8 protein-coding genes and 3 pseudogenes are annotated in these 15,148 nt (G+C 67.1%); 6 read left to right on the plus strand and 5 right to left on the minus strand.

Annotated features, from left to right (window positions below):
• Positions 1-78 precede the first annotated feature (78 nt).
• Positions 79-2,005, plus strand: a pseudogene (locus tag QP165_RS12880) (OPT family oligopeptide transporter).
• Positions 2,006-2,049: 44 nt separating this feature from the next.
• Here the strand turns inward: QP165_RS12880 and QP165_RS12885 are convergent.
• The 3 genes and pseudogenes from QP165_RS12885 to queF all read right to left on the minus strand — a co-directional run bounded on the left by QP165_RS12885 (position 2,050) and on the right by queF (position 6,287).
• Complete coding sequence (locus QP165_RS12885) at positions 2,050-3,333, minus strand: glycoside hydrolase family 130 protein (RefSeq protein ID WP_056019959.1); 1,284 nt, start codon at positions 3,331-3,333, stop codon at positions 2,050-2,052.
• 53 nt (positions 3,334-3,386) lie between these two features.
• Positions 3,387-5,657: a glycosyltransferase family 4 protein gene (locus QP165_RS12890; RefSeq protein ID WP_333995949.1), complete on the minus strand. Its 2,271-nt coding sequence runs from the start codon at positions 5,655-5,657 to the stop codon at positions 3,387-3,389.
• A 171-nt stretch (positions 5,658-5,828) separates the two neighbouring features.
• Positions 5,829-6,287 (minus strand): annotated as a pseudogene (gene queF / locus QP165_RS12895) (preQ(1) synthase).
• Positions 6,288-6,307: 20 nt separating this feature from the next.
• Between queF and QP165_RS12900 the strand changes: the two are divergent.
• The gene (locus QP165_RS12900; protein ID WP_333995950.1) at positions 6,308-7,855 is read left to right on the plus strand and encodes a cryptochrome/photolyase family protein; all 1,548 of its coding nucleotides are present in this window, start codon (positions 6,308-6,310) and stop codon (positions 7,853-7,855) included.
• 199 nt (positions 7,856-8,054) lie between these two features.
• The gene (locus QP165_RS12905; protein WP_333995951.1) at positions 8,055-9,215 is read left to right on the plus strand and encodes an alpha-hydroxy-acid oxidizing protein; all 1,161 of its coding nucleotides are present in this window, start codon (positions 8,055-8,057) and stop codon (positions 9,213-9,215) included.
• Here QP165_RS12905 and QP165_RS12910 read toward each other — a convergent pair.
• Entirely contained in the window at positions 9,212-9,712 is a 501-nt protein-coding gene (locus QP165_RS12910; RefSeq protein WP_333995952.1) for a DNA-deoxyinosine glycosylase, read from the minus strand. The genes QP165_RS12905 and QP165_RS12910 overlap by 4 nt on opposite strands.
• A 57-nt stretch (positions 9,713-9,769) precedes the next feature.
• Between QP165_RS12910 and QP165_RS12915 the strand changes: the two genes are divergently transcribed.
• On the plus strand, positions 9,770-11,836 hold the full coding sequence (locus QP165_RS12915; protein WP_333995953.1) for a S9 family peptidase: 2,067 nt from the start codon (positions 9,770-9,772) through the stop codon (positions 11,834-11,836).
• A 158-nt stretch (positions 11,837-11,994) separates the two neighbouring features.
• Here QP165_RS12915 and QP165_RS12920 read toward each other — a convergent pair whose 3' ends face one another.
• On the minus strand, positions 11,995-12,930 hold the full coding sequence (locus QP165_RS12920) for a DUF808 domain-containing protein (RefSeq protein ID WP_333995954.1): 936 nt from the start codon (positions 12,928-12,930) through the stop codon (positions 11,995-11,997).
• Between the two features lie 150 nt (positions 12,931-13,080).
• Between QP165_RS12920 and QP165_RS12925 the strand changes: the two are divergent.
• Positions 13,081-14,092, plus strand: a pseudogene (locus tag QP165_RS12925) (adenosine deaminase).
• Positions 14,089-15,093: a bile acid:sodium symporter family protein gene (locus QP165_RS12930; RefSeq protein ID WP_333995955.1), complete on the plus strand. Its 1,005-nt coding sequence runs from the start codon at positions 14,089-14,091 to the stop codon at positions 15,091-15,093. The pseudogene QP165_RS12925 and the gene QP165_RS12930 overlap by 4 nt, the downstream one beginning before the upstream one ends.
• Positions 15,094-15,148: the final 55 nt, after the last annotated feature.

Genomic DNA, 15,148 nt, shown 5'->3' on the forward strand with positions numbered 1-15,148 from the left:
AATTGCTCTGGGGCTTACGACATGACCGACGCGACGCGCAGCAGCGCACCCCCGACGACTCCGACGACCCCGACAGCAATGCGCGAGCTGACCTTCCGCGGGGTGGTGCTCGGCGCGATCATCACGCTGCTGTTCACCGCGGCCAACGTCTATCTGGGGCTCAAGATCGGGCTGACCTTCGCGACGTCGATCCCCGCCGCGGTGATCTCGATGGCGGTGCTGCGGCTGTTTAAGGATCTCGACGATCCTCGAGAACAACATCGTCCAGACGATCGCGTCCGCGGCGGGGACGCTGGCGGCGATCATCTTCGTGCTGCCCGGGCTCGTCATGATCGGCTGGTGGCAGGGCTTTCCGTTCTTCACGACAGCGGCGATCACGATGTTCGGCGGCGTGCTGGGCGTGCTGTTCTCGGTCCCGCTGCGCCGCGCGCTCGTCGTCGACACGGTGCTGCCCTATCCCGAAGGCCGTGCGGCCGCGGAGGTGCTCAAGGTCGGCGCCGGCAGTCGTGAGGGCGGTGCGGAGAGCGCACGCGGGCTTGGCATCATCGTCGTCAATGCGCTGGTGTCGGCGGGGTTCGCGATCCTGACGCAGACCAAGCTCGTCGCCGCGGAGGCCGCGACCTGGTTCCGCGTCGGCGCGGGTGCGACGGGGATCTCGGGCGGGCTGTCGTTCGCGCTGCTGGGCGCCGGGCATCTGGTCGGGATCTCGGTCGGGATGGCGATGTTCGCCGGTGTGGTGATCGGCTGGTGGATCCTGCTGCCGATCCTGACCGCGGGCGGGAGCGTGACGGGGACCGCGGAGGTGATCGCGACGACCGTGTTCCGTTCGGACGTGCGATTCTTCGGCGCGGGCGTGATCGGCGTCGCGGCGATCTGGACGCTGCTCAAGATCGCGGGGCCCGTGGTCGGTGGCGTCCGCTCCGCGCTTGCCGCCTCGGCGTCGCGACGCGGCGGTGCGGTGCTCGCGCTCGAGGACCGCGACATTCCGATCGGGTTCGTCGGCGCTGCGTCGCTTGCGATGCTGGTGCCGATCGGCATCCTGCTCTGGACGGTGCTCGAGGGCGGACCGCTCGAGGCGTCGGCGATCGGGCTGATCGCGGGCAGCCTCGTGTTCATCCTCGTCATCGGCCTCGTGATCGCGGCGGTCTGCGGCTATATGGCCGGGCTGATCGGTGCGTCCAACTCGCCCGTATCGGGGATCGGGATCCTCGCCATCCTCGCGGCGTCGATCCTGCTCGTCGCGTGGTTCGGCCGCGCGGTCGAGCCGGGGACGACGCAGGCGCTGGTCGCCTATGGCCTGATCGTGACGGGCGTGGTGTTCGGCATCGCGACGATCTCGAACGACAATCTTCAGGATCTCAAGACCGGGCAGCTGGTCGGTGCGACACCGTGGAAACAGCAGGTCGCGTTGCTGATCGGCGTGGTGTTCGGATCGATCGTCGTGCCGCCGGTGCTCAACCTGCTCGGCAGCACGCTGGGCTTCGCAGGCGCGCCGGGGGCAGGGCCCAATGCGCTCGCCGCACCGCAGGCGGCGCTGATCTCGGCACTCGCGAAGGGCGTGCTCGGCGGCAATCTCAACTGGGCGATGATCGGCTATGGCGCGATCACCGGTGTCGCCGTGATCGCGCTCGACGAATTGCTGGGCAAGGCGGGCAAGCTGCGGTTGCCGCCGCTTGGCGTCGGGCTGGGCGTGTATCTGCCGATGGCGGTGACGCTGCCGGTCACGATCGGCGCGGTGGTGGGGTTTGCCTATGACCGCTGGGCAGACCGCGCGCGCGACCCCGAACTGGCGAAGCGGATGGGCGTGCTGACCGCCACGGGGATGATCGTCGGGGAATCGCTGTGGGGCGTCGGCTTTGCCGGGATCGTGTACATGACCAACGAGGAAACGCCGCTCGCGCTCGTCGGCGACGGGTTTGCGCCGATCGCGCTCGTCGGCGGGACGCTGCTGTTCGCGGTGCTGACCGGGATATTGTACCGCCGTACCAAGGCGGCGTCGCGCTGAGCCGGGACGGCGGCGGGTAGAACACCCCGCCGCCGCCGCCTCGGTCATCGCATCGCGGCGAGCATGTCGGTGATCTTGACGAACGCGAAGCCGATCGAGCTGTCGGCGATGCCATAGGGTAGGAACAGCGTGTCGCCGTGGCGCAGCGCACCGCAGCTGTAGACGACGTTGGGGACATAGCCCTCGCGGTCCTGATCCTTCGCGGCGAGGATCGGCTGTTCGGTCCGGCCGATCACCTTCGACGGATCGTCCTTGTCGAGCAGCACCGCGCCGATCGAATATTTGCGCATCGCGCCGACGCCGTGCGTCAGCAGCAGCCAGCCCTCGTCGAGCTCGATCGGCGGGCCGCAATTGCCGATCTGCACCAGCTCCCACGGGTAGAGCGGGGTCAGGATCTTCTCGCCGTCGTCCCAGTCGGTCAGCGTGTCCGACTTGAGCAGGAACAGGTTCTCGCCGTCCTGCCGGCCGATCATCATATACTGGCCGTTCACCTTGCGCGGGAACAGCGCCATGCCCTTGTTGCGCGCGGCAGGGCCGGTCATCGGCACCAGATCGAACGCGCGGAAATCGCGCGTGCGCATCAGCTCGGACTGGATGACCGAGCCGTTATACGCGGTGTAGGTGCCGATCCATTCATACTCGCCGTCGTCGTGCCTGAACCGGACGATACGCAGATCCTCGAGCCCCTTCGACTGCGCCTGCGTGATCGGGAAGATCACGGTGCCGCTCAGCGTGCTGTCGCGGTGGCGATAGACGGTGACGGGGCCCTGCGGCATCTCGTCCTCGCCGCTGCCGACCGCGTCGGTGGCGGTCGCGAAGGGCGGCTCGGGGGCGAGCTTCATCTGGTTTTCGCAGGTGATGATGCCCTCGCGGAACGCGACCGAGGAGATGTGTCCCTCGCCCACCGCGCGCATCGACATCAGGATGCGCAACGATCCCGGCGGCATCCCCGACTGGTCGAAATGCGGCACCGCGCTGGGGTTCATCAGCGCGGCGGCGGCATAGCTGTATTCGTGACAGAAATAGGCGCCGATCAGCTGGCGCTTCTCGTCGCCGATGTCGGCGCCGTTGAGCCCGAGCATGTCCTCGATCTCGTCGTAGCGCGTCATGAACACGCGCCGCGTCTGCCAGTGCCGGGCTTCGAAATCCTTGAGCACGACCTCGAGCTGGGTCCGCGCCTCCGCGCTCGTCATTTCGAGCACCTCGCCGACCAGCCGCTCGGTGCGGCTGGGGGCGCCGGCATTGCCCGCCCAGGCGATGTGGAACGGCCGGACGACGACCCGCGACGGGTCCGCGTGCAGCCGCAGCTGGTGGGTAAACAGGTCCATCGTGCTAATGCCTCGCGCGCCGTTCCGACCTAGGGACGTCGACGCTAGCGAGGCTATGCGACGACGCGCGAGGTCCCTGCCACGCTTTGGACTGCGTTTGATACCCCCGAAATCGCACAATTGGCCAATTGAAGCGCCAAAATCGACTCCGCGCCCTGATTCCGGTTCAATCCGGTCGGCATCAAACCATCGAAACACCCGCCATCGGCGACGCTCGCAAGCGGCAGATTGAGGTCGTTACCGCCGAGGAACCAGCGATAGGCACGCTCGGCCTCGTCGCGCCAGCGCTGGTCGCCCGTCGCCTCATACGCCGCGGTGCACGCGTCGACCGTCGCCTGTGCCTCGAGCGGCTGCTGGTCGAACTGCAACGGATCCTCATAGGACCGGCCGAAGCTCTCAGTGCCGACAGCGCGGAAGCGGCCCTCGGGCGAGGTCTGCTTGGCGACGATCCAGTCGAGCGTCGCCAGACCGCAATCGATCAGCTCCTGACGCCCGAGCGCCTGACCCGCACGGATCAGCGCCTGCGGCAGGCGCGCATTGTCATAGGCGAGGACGATCTCGAACCACTGCCATTCCGGACGGCGGGCCTTTTCGAGCAGTGCCAGATGGATGTCCGGGAACTTCGCGAGGATCGACAGCGACAGCTGGTGCCCGGGGCTGGCCTCGAGCATCGCGGCGGCGCCGAGCATCGCGAACGCCTGCGCCCGCAGGCTGCCGAGGTCGAGCGCGCATGATGCGGTCGAATCGTACATCGCGGTCGCCCAGTCACGATGCTTGGCAAGCTGCGCATCGCGCGCGGTGATGCCCAGCGCCCACACGGTACGACCGTTCGAATCCTCGGACCCGACATCCTCGCACCAGCTGCGGTCGAAGCGCATGAAGTTGCGGAACCGGCGCTCGTCCGGATTCCACGCATATTGCACGAACGACGCGTAGATCGTCGTCCACTTGTCGCGCAGGATCGGATCCATGTCGGGGATCGCACTCATCAGCATCAGCGCGCGGCAATTGTCGTCGATGCAATAGCCGTGGCGACGATCGGGGATCGAATAGATCGAGTGCTGGAGCATCCCGGTCGAATCGCTCATCCGCTCGACCGCCGCGAAATCAGGCTTGAGCGGCTTCAACGGTGCCGATGGCTTGGCGAGGCGAAAAGGGCGTGCCGCGACCACCGCGCGGATCTCCGCCATCGACGTCTCGGCGAGCTGCGGCCAGATCATCGTACGACCGCGCGCATAGGCACGCTGCGACAGGCGAAGGCGATCACGATCGCTCGAGAGCAGCGTGTCGATCTCACGCGCGAATGCGGCGACGTCGCCGAACGGAACGAGCACGCCGTGGCCGTCCGCGAGGATCTCCGTCGCATGGACATAGGGTGTCGAGATAACGGGCTTGCCGACGCCGACCGCGTAGCTGAGCGTACCCGACGTGATCTGCGCGGGATTGGTATAGGGCGTCACATAGATGTCCGCCGCCTGCAGATAGCCGAGCAGTTCGTCATGCTCGACGAACGCGTCGACGAAGGTGACGTTGTCGGCGACGCCACGCGCCTCGGCCAGCGCCTTCAGGCGATCCCGATAGGCCTCGCCCTGATGCGCGACGAGGTTCGGATGCGTCGCGCCGAGCACGACATAGAGCAGGTTCGGATGACGCTCGATGACCGCGGGCAGAGCCTCGATCACCGTCTCGATCCCCTTGTTGGGCGCGAGCAGCCCGAAGGTCAGGACGACCTTGCGGCCTTCCCAGCCGAACTGCGCCTTCAGCGAGTCCGGGTCGACGAGTTCGCGATCGGGAACGCCGTGCGGGATCATGACGATCTGGCGCGGGCTTGCGCCATAGACGCGTTGCAGGATGTCGCGACCGCGTTCGGCCATCACGATGACGCGTGCGGCGCGGCGCAGCAGGCCTTCCATCACGCGGCGTTCGTCGGGATTGGGCTTCTCGAGGATCGTGTGCAACGCGACGACGACGGGCAGCGTCGTGCGATCGAGCAGCGCGAGCAGATAATCACCCGCCGGGCCGCCATAGATGCCGTATTCATGCTGAACCCAGATCGCATCCGCGCCGCTGGCGTCGATCTTGCGTGCGGTCTCAAGATAGGCCGACAGGTCGGTCTCGGGAATCGTCCCCGACACTTCGGGGGGATAGGCGTACCGACCGGGATGATCGTCCATCGCATAGACATCGACCGCGACGTCGGGAAAACGCGCGCGCATCGCGGTGAAGACGTCCGTCGTATAGGTCGCGATCCCGCACTGCCTCGGTAAAAAATTACCGATCAATGCCAGCCGCGTGATCTTGGTCCCGTCCGCCGGTAACGCCATACCCTGTCCCTTGTCTGTGCACGCATTTCGACCGAACCCGGTCGTGCGCACATCCCTAACACGCGACCGCACGCGAAAGTTGCAATCTTATTGCACTGCAACACAAACTTACGCGCTGATCGGGATCAATATCCGGACATTACAGGGCAGTCGTCGTCGGCGGTCAGGTCCTCAACCGCGGCCCCGGTACGGCGCGACCCCCTGATCGGGCAGCCAGAGATCGGCGGGGGCGCCGAGGACTGCCAGAAGACGTCGATCGGGATTCCGCCGCGCGGATACCAATAGCCGCCGATCCGCAGCCACACCGGCTTCATCTCGTCGAACAGCCGCTCGCCGATGCCGACGGTGCAATCCTCGTGGAACCCGGCATGGTTGCGAAAGCTGCCGAGGAACAGCTTGAGCGACTTGGATTCGACGATCGTCTCGCCGGGGACATAGTCGATGACGAGATGCGCGAAGTCGGGCTGGCCGGTGACCGGGCAGAGCGACGTGAATTCGGGCACCGCGAACCGCACCAGATAGGTCCGGCCGACGCGCGGGTTGGGCACGTAATCGAGCACGGCCTCTTCGGGCGAGGCGGGGAGGGCGCTGTCTCTGGCCCAGATATAACGGGTTTGTAGGAGCGGTCATGGTTCGCCATGTAGGATGCGATGCCCGCCAAGAAAACCACGCTCGTGCCGATCCTCGGCGACCAGCTTTCGCTGCAGATCGCGTCGCTCAACGGGGCCGACCCGGCGACGACGATCGTGCTGATGATGGAGGTCGCCGACGAGACGACCTATGTCCGCCACCATCGCCGCAAGATCGCCTATATCCTGTCGGCGATGCGGCATCATGCGCAGGCACTGCGCGATGCCGGGTGGACCGTCGATTACGTCGCGCTCGACGATCCGGAGTCGACGGACAGTTTCACCGGCGAGGTCGCGCGCGCGATCGCGCGGCATGATCCGGCGCGGATCGTCGTGACCGAGGCGGGCGAATGGCGCGTTGCAGCAATGCTCGACGCCTGGGAAACGCTGTTCGGGCTGCCGGTCGAGATCCACGCCGACGACCGCTTCCTCGCCAGCCATGCCGAGTTCGAGGCGTGGGCCGAGGGGCGCAAGCAGTTGCGGATGGAGTATTTCTACCGCGAGATGCGCCGCCGCACCGGGCTGTTGATGGACGGCGAGAAGCCCGAGGGGGGCGAGTGGAATTACGATGCGGACAATCGCAAGCCCGCCAAGGCCGACCTGCTGATGCCGCGCCCGCTCTCCTTTGCCCCCGATGCGATCACGACCGCGGTGCTCGCGATGGTCGCGGCGCGGTTCGGCGAGCATCCCGGCAGCCTCGAGGACTTCGATTTCGCGACGACCCGCGACGATGCGCTGAAGCAGCAGCGGCATTTCCTGACGCATGCGTTGCCGCGGTTCGGGGATTATCAGGACGCAATGCTGACCGACCAGCCGTTCCTGTGGCACGCGGTGCTGTCGCCCTATATCAATTCGGGGCTGCTCGATCCGGTCGAGCTGTGTCGGGCGGTCGAGGCGGAATATGCCGCCGGGCGCGTGCCGCTCAACTGTGCCGAGGGGTTCATCCGCCAGATCATCGGCTGGCGCGAATATATGCGCGGGATCTACTGGCGCGAGGGGCCGGACTATGTCGAGCGCAACTTCCTCGATGCGACGCGCGATCTGCCGGGCTTCTACTGGACCGGCGAGACCGACATGCACTGCCTGTCGCAGGCGATCGGGCAGACGCTCGACCATGCCTATGCGCATCATATCCAGCGGCTGATGGTGACGGGCAATTTCGCGCTGCTCATCGGCGCGGACCCCAAGCAGGTGCATGAATGGTATCTGGAGGTCTATGCCGACGCGTATGAATGGGTCGAGCTGCCCAATACGCTGGGGATGAGCCAGTTCGCCGATGGCGGGTTGCTCGGGTCGAAGCCCTATGCGGCGTCGGGCGCGTATATCAACCGGATGTCCGATTATTGCGGGCATTGCCGCTATGACGTGAAGCAGCGCGTCGGGGAGAATGCGTGTCCGTTCAACGCGCTCTACTGGGATTTCCTGGTGCGCAACGCGGACAAGCTCGACCGCAATCCGCGACTGGCGATGCCGTATCGCAACTGGGCGAAGATGAAGCCGGCGGACCGGAATGCGACGCTGGCGCAGGCGGCGGGGTTCCTCGCGCGGCTCGATGGGGAGGGGGAGTGAGGGGCGTGCGCTGACCGGTTTACCTCCGTCATCCTGACGAAAGTCAGGATCCAGGGTTACTGACGTTATGCCTTGTGGCTCTGGATCCTGACTTTCGTCAGGATGACGGGAGGAGAGGTGGCGGTATAGGGTTGTGGACGGAGCTAGGGCTGGCGGTCGACCGGCCTCGCTTTGCGAGAGGCCTGGAAGGAACAGCGCGATGCCGCATTACGGCGATTACCAGAACGCGATCTACAACGCCGGCCTGAGCGGCGTCGTGCCGAAATTGCCGGTCGATTATGCGACGCTCGAACAGCGCGCGAGCGCGGCGATGCCGCCATCGGTACTGGGCTATGTCCAGGGCGGCTGCGGCGACGAATTCACGCAACGCAACAACGCCGACGCGTTCCGGCACTGGGGCATGACGCCGCGGATGATGGTCGATTGCAGCAGGCGCGACCTGTCGATCGACCTGTTCGGGATACGGCTGCCGAGCCCGATCTTCATGGCGCCGGTCGGGGTGATCGGGATCTGCACGCAGGACGGTCACGGCGACCTCGCTGCCGCGCGCGCCTCGGCCGAGACGGGCGTGCCGCTAATGGCGTCGACGCTGTCGAACGATCCGCTCGAGCACGTGGCGGGGGCGCTGGGCGAGACGCCGGGATTCTTCCAGCTCTACACGCCCAAGGACAAGGCGCTCGCCGAGAGCCTGGTCCGCCGCGCCGAGGCGGCGGGGTATAAGGGGATCGTCGTCACGCTCGACACCTGGGTGACGGGCTGGCGGCCGCGCGACCTGAACGTCGCGAACTTCCCGCAGCTGCGCGGCGCGGTGCTGATGAACTATTTCTCGGACCCGGTCTTTCGCGCGATGCTCGCCAGGCCGCCCGAGGAGGATGGCGCGGCGGCGGTGCGGCAATGGGCCGGCGTGTTCGGCAAGGTGCTGACGTGGGACGACATGGCGTGGCTGCGCTCGCTGACCACGCTGCCGCTGATCCTGAAGGGGATCTGCCATCCCGACGATGCGCGCCGCGCGATCGATGCAGGCGCGGATGCGATCTATTGCTCGAACCATGGCGGGCGGCAGGCCAATGGCGGGATCGCGGCGATCGACATGCTGCCGGGCGTGGTCGCGGCGGCGGGCGAGGTGCCCGTGCTCTTCGATTCAGGGATCCGGTCGGGCAGCGACGTGGTGAAGGCGATTGCGCTCGGCGCGCGTGCCGTGGGCGTTGGGCGGCCCTATGCGTACGGCCTCGCGCTCGATGGCGCATCCGGGGCGGCGCATGTGCTGCGGTGCCTGCTGGCGGAGGCGGATCTGCTGATGGCGGTGAATGGCTGGCCGACGATCGCCGATGTGCGCGCGGCGGGCGCGGTGCGGATCTAGCGCGGTACGGCGAGGAAGGGGGCGAGCGCGTCCCAGGCGGGCTGCTTGGCGGCGCGGCCGATCGTGTGGAGCGGGCTGCTCGATGGCAGCGCGACGATCTGCGGGCCGAGCGTTCCGAGCCCCTGTCTGAGGCCGAGCTTCAACGCGGTGGCGCCGTTGAACGCGATCGCGCGAAGGTCGGGCAGGCGCGCGACGAGGTCGGCAACCGCATTGTCCTGCGCATCGAGGATCGCGGCGTCGGTGCTGCCGATGCGGTGCGCCGACCCGATCACGTCCCACAGCGCCACGCCCGCATCGCGCAACGCGACCAGCCGCTCGTCATAGGCCAGCGCGACCAGATCGCGCGCGAGGACTCCCGACATCAGTGCCCAGAACTGGTTCTGCGGATGCGCATAATAGCGCGCTTCGGCGAGCGAGCGGTCGCCGGGCAGGCTGCCGAGGACGAGCAGCCGCGCATCGGCGGCGGCCACGGGCGGGAAGGAGGATTTGCGCGTCATCGTCCGCGACGACGTGGCGATTGCGTGCGATCGTGCAAGCATTCTATGCAGACGCGCATGAAGATCCTGCTGTTCGCAAGCCTCGCCGTGCTCGCTCTTGCAAGCGCCCCCGCCACCGCCCGCCACCTGACGATCGACGATGTCGTCAAGCTGTCGCGCGTGTCCTCGCCCGCCGTTTCGAAGGACGGCCGCTGGCTGGTGTGGGAGCAGCGCGAGACCGATCTCGCCGCCGATCGCGGCCGGTTCGACCTGTGGCGGCTCGACCTTACCCGCAAGGGTGCGAAGCCCGAGCCGCTGATCGCCGAGGCCGATGTGAACGAGACCGGCGCGCAATTCTCCGCCGATGGCGCGACCGTCTATTATCAGTCGGACAAGGGCGGCGGCGACGCGGTCTGGTCGATCGGCATCGCCGGCGGCACGCCGCGCAAGCTGACCAGCTTCGACGGCGGTTTCGGCGGGTTCAAGGTCGCACCGACCGGCGACAGGCTGGTGGTGTGGGCCGACCGCAAGCCCGGCGCGCCGAGCCTTGCGCCCGCGATGGTCAAGAAGGACCCGAATGCCGGGGCGGGGCGGACCTATGACCAGCTGTTCGTGCGGCACTGGGACACATGGTCGAACGGCGACCGGTCGCAATTGTTCGTGCTGCCGCTGACCGCCGCGGGCGCCGCCGGCGACGGCGTCGCGGTGACGGGCGGGCTGATCGGCGACGCGCCGTCGAAGCCGTTCGGCGGCGGCGAGGAAGTGTCGTGGAGCGCGGACGGCCGGACGCTGTATTTCGCACTGCGCGAGGCGGGGCGGATCGAGGCGATCTCGACCAATCTCGACATCTTCTCGGTTCCTGCGGACGGCTCCGCGGCGCCCGTGAACCTGACGGCGGCGAACACCGGCATGGACAATCTGCCGACGGTGTCGCCCGATGGCCGCACGCTCGCCTGGTTCGCGATGGCGCGCGCCGGGTTCGAGGCGGATCGGCAGGTGCTGATGACGCGCGACCTGGCGAGCGGGCAGGTGCGCGCGGTGACGCAAGCCTGGGATCGCTCGGTCGCGTCGATCGCGTGGAGCCCCGACAGCAAGCGCATCTACGTCACCGCCGACGACACGCAGGAGACGCCGGTGTTCGCGGTCGACCCTGCGACGGGCGCGGTGACGCGGCTGACGCAGGAGGGGCATGTCGGCGCGGTCGTGCCGACGCTAAGGGGCGTCGTCGTCGCGATGAGCAGCCTGACCGCACCCGACGATTTCTATGCGCTGGCGGTGAAGGGCAAGCGGATGCCGAAGCCCGAGCGGCTGACGTCGGTCAACGCGGCCAAGCTCGCGGGCATCGACATGCCGACCGTCACGCGGTTCAATTTCAAGGGCGCGAATGACGACACCGTCTGGGGCTATGCGGTGAAGCCGTACGGCAGCCCCGCCTCGACCCAGAATGGCAAGGTCCCGGTCGCTTATATGGTGCATGGCGGGCCGCAGGGGTCGAGCAACAACAGCTGGTCCTATCGCTGGAACCCGGCGGTGTTCGCGGGCGCGGGCTACGGGCTGGTCGCGGTCGATTTCCACGGGTCGACGGGGTACGGCCAGGCCTTCACCGACGCAATCAGCAACAATTGGGGCGGCTGGCCGCTCGAGGACTTGCAGAAGGGGCTGGCGGCGGCGACCGCAAAGTTCGGCTGGCTCGACGGCGACCGGGCGTGCGCGCTGGGGGCGTCGTACGGCGGCTATATGATGAACTGGATCGAGGGGAAGTGGCCCGACCGGTTCAAGTGCATCGTCCAGCATGACGGCGTCTTCGATGCGCGCGCGATGGCGTACGAGACCGAGGAGCTGTGGTTCGACGAGTGGGAGCATGGCGGCAAGACCTATTACGAGGATCCCGCCGCGTTCGAGAAATGGAACCCGGTCAACTACGTCGCCAACTGGAAGACGCCGATGCTGGTGATCACCGGCGAGAAGGATTTCCGCATTCCCTACACACAGGGGTTGGCGAGCTTCACCGCGTTGCAGCGGCGGGGGATTCCGTCACGGTTGCTGGTGAACCCGAACGAGAATCACTGGGTTCTGAAGCCGAAGAACAGCCTGCAATGGTATGGCGAGGTGATCGGCTGGATGGACAAGTGGACCGCGAAATAGGGGGGCTCACGGGTTCCCTGGGGGCTGTTCCCCCACGCCGTCATCCTGACGAAGGTCAGGATCCAGGGTAACGGACGCTGACGTTCCTGGCTCTGGATCCTGACTTTCGTCAGGATGACGGGAGTGGGTAGGGCGCGAGCCGCGCCGCCGCGCGCCGCTCAATGTGCCTTGGGCTTCTTCACCGCGTGGAGGCCGAGTGCGATCGCGCCGCCGAGGATCAGGCCGACAACGCCCGACAGCGCCGCATTGACCACCCAGTTCACCACGCCCTTGGCGACCGGCACTGCGGAGGCGGCGCCTGCGGCGGCGTCGTGGATGAAGTGCGGGATCGTCGTCAGCCCGAAATCCTCGATCCCGTGGACGATGATCTGCCCGCCGACCCAGACCATCGCCGCGGTGCCGACCACCGACAGCACCGACATGACGACCGGCATGCCCTTGACCAGCCCGCGGCCGATCGACTGCACGACCGCGCTGTTCCGCTCGGCCAGATGCAGCCCGATATCGTCCATCTTCACGATCAGCGCGACGACGCCGTAGACGAGGATCGTGATCGCGACGCCGACCAGCGCGAGGACGATCGCCTGTTCCCAGATGGGGCCGGCGGCGACGTCCGACAGCGCGATCACCATGATCTCGGCCGACAGGATGAAGTCGGTGCGGATCGCGCCCGAGACCTTTTGCTCCTCCAGCGCCTTCGCGTCGGTCGGCGCGGTCTCCTCGGCCTCGGCATGCCCGCCGCCGAACGCCTCGAGGATCTTCTCCGCGCCCTCGAAGCACAGATAGGTGCCGCCGATCATGAGCAGCGGGGTCAGCGCCCAGGGCGCGAACGCGCTGAGCGCGAGCGCTGCGGGGAGGATGAAGAGCAGCTTGTTGCGGAACGAGCCGAGCGCGATCTTGCCGATCATCGGCAATTCGCGCTTGGGCGAGAACCCGACCATGTAGCGCGGCGTGACCGCGGCATCGTCGACCACCACACCGATCGCCTTGCTGCCCGCCTTGCCGGTCGCGGCACCGATATCGTCGAGACTCGCCGCGGCGAGCTTGGTGATCCCGGCAATGTCGTCGAGCAGTGCGACCAGTCCTGTGGGCATCGATGGAGTCCTTCGCGTGATCGGTATGAGGCGACAATAGCCGGTCCGCGGTACCGTGACAGAGATGTCATGCAACGGGTTTCGACCTTGCGCAAAGTGCGCGACGCGCGGAATGGTTGCGCGGTGACGCATATCGCGACGGGATCGAGCATGACAGACGACTTCATCACCAACCTGCCCAAGGCCGAACTGCACCTGCATATCGAGGGCAGCCTCGAGCCCGAGCTGATGTTCGCGCTGGCCGAACGCAACAAGGTCGCGATCCCGTTCAAGAGCGTCGAGGACGTGCGCGCCGCCTACAGCTTCACCAACCTCCAGACGTTCCTCGACATCTATTATGCGGGCGCGGCGGTGCTGCAGACCGAGGAGGATTTCCACGATCTGGCGCTCGCCTATTTCGACCGGGTCGCGCAGGACGGGGTCGTCCATGCCGAGATCTTCTTCGATCCGCAGACGCACACGCATCGCGGTATCCCGTTCGACGTCGTCGCCAACGGCCTGTTCGCGGGGATCGACGCGGCGCGGACGAAGCACGGGATGAGCGTCGGGCTGATCATGAGCTATCTGCGGCATCTCGACGAGGAGGATGCGTTCAGGACGTTCGAACAGGCCGAGCCCTGGCTCGACCAGTTGATCGGCGTCGGGCTCGATTCTGTCCGAGATGGGGCATCCGCCGTCGAAGTTCGCGCGCGTGTTCGAAGCGTCGGCGGACGCCGGGCTGCTGCTGTGCGCGCATGCCGGCGAGGAGGGCCCGCCCGCCTATATCCACGAGGCGCTCGACATCCTGCGCGTCGACCGGATCGATCACGGCAACCGTGCGCTTGAGGATCCGGTGCTGGTCGCGCGGCTCGCCCGCGAGGCGATGACGCTGACCGTGTGTCCGCTGTCGAACGTCGCGCTGCGCAACGTCGACCGGATCGAGGACCACCCGATCGACCGGATGCTCGATCTCGGGCTGCGTGCGACGATCCATTCGGACGACCCGGCCTATTTCGGTGGGTATATCGGCGAGAATTACCGGCAGACCGCGCGCGCGCGCAACCTGTCGCGCGGGCAGGTCGTGACGCTGGCGCGCAACAGCTTTCTCGGCAGCTTCCTCGATGACGAGGCGATCGCCGGGCATCTGGCGACGCTCGAGGCCTATGTGACGGCGAATCCGTGATCCGGCGCTTTCTATCGATCTTCGAGCCGTTCATCCTGATGCTGCTCGGTACCGTCGTGCTCGCGAGCCTAGTGCCGGCGCGGGGGCAGGCGGCGACGATCGTCGGCTATGTCGCCGATGTCGCGATCTTCCTGCTGTTCTTCCTCCACGGCGCGAAACTGTCGCGCGCGGCGATCTGGGACGGGCTGCGCAACTGGCCGCTCCACCTCGCGGTGCTGGGGGTGACGTTCATCGCCTTTCCCGCGCTCGGGCTCGGGCTGACCGCGCTGCCGTTCGTCGACGAGCGGATGGCGACGGGGCTGTTGTTCCTGACGCTGCTGCCCTCGACGGTCCAGTCGTCGATCGCCTTTACCGCGATCGCGCGCGGCAACGTTGCCGCCGCGGTGTGCAGCGCATCGTTTTCCAACCTGCTCGGCATCGTGATCACCCCCGCGCTGGTCGCGTTGCTGATGCAGAATGCGGGCAATGCCGGGGGGATGTCGATCGAGAGCATCGAGGCGATCGTGCTCCAGCTGCTGGTGCCGTTCCTCGCCGGGCATCTGCTGCGGCCATGGATCGGCGCATGGGTCACGCGGCGCAAGGGGATGCTGACGATCGTCGATCGCGGGTCGATCCTGCTCGTCGTCTATGGCGCGTTCGGCGCGGCGGTGGTCGAGGGCCTGTGGAGCCGGGTGTCGGTCGGCGACCTGATGCTGATCGGGCTGTTGAGCTGTGCGCTGCTGGTGATCGTGCTGGCGCTGACGCTGACGATGGCACGCGCGATGCGGCTGCCGCGCGAGGATGCGATCGTGCTGCTGTTCTGCGGGTCGAAGAAGAGCCTGGCGTCGGGGGTGCCGATGGCGGGCGTCCTGTTCCCCGCAGCGCAGGTCGGCGTGATCCTGTTGCCGCTGATGCTGTTCCACCAGATCCAGCTCGTCGCGTGTGCAATCATCGCGCGGCGTTACGCCGATGCGGCGGACCTTACCGCGCAGACGGCGGACCGGGACGCCGTGCGCGCCTGACGCGCGGCTGCGGTCCGCGTGGCCGCGGCGCGCGACGCGAATTTGCTTTTCGCGC

It is taken from the genome of Sphingomonas sp. 22R3R2A-7 (genome assembly GCF_036856055.1).
Classification (GTDB): domain Bacteria; phylum Pseudomonadota; class Alphaproteobacteria; order Sphingomonadales; family Sphingomonadaceae; genus Sphingomonas.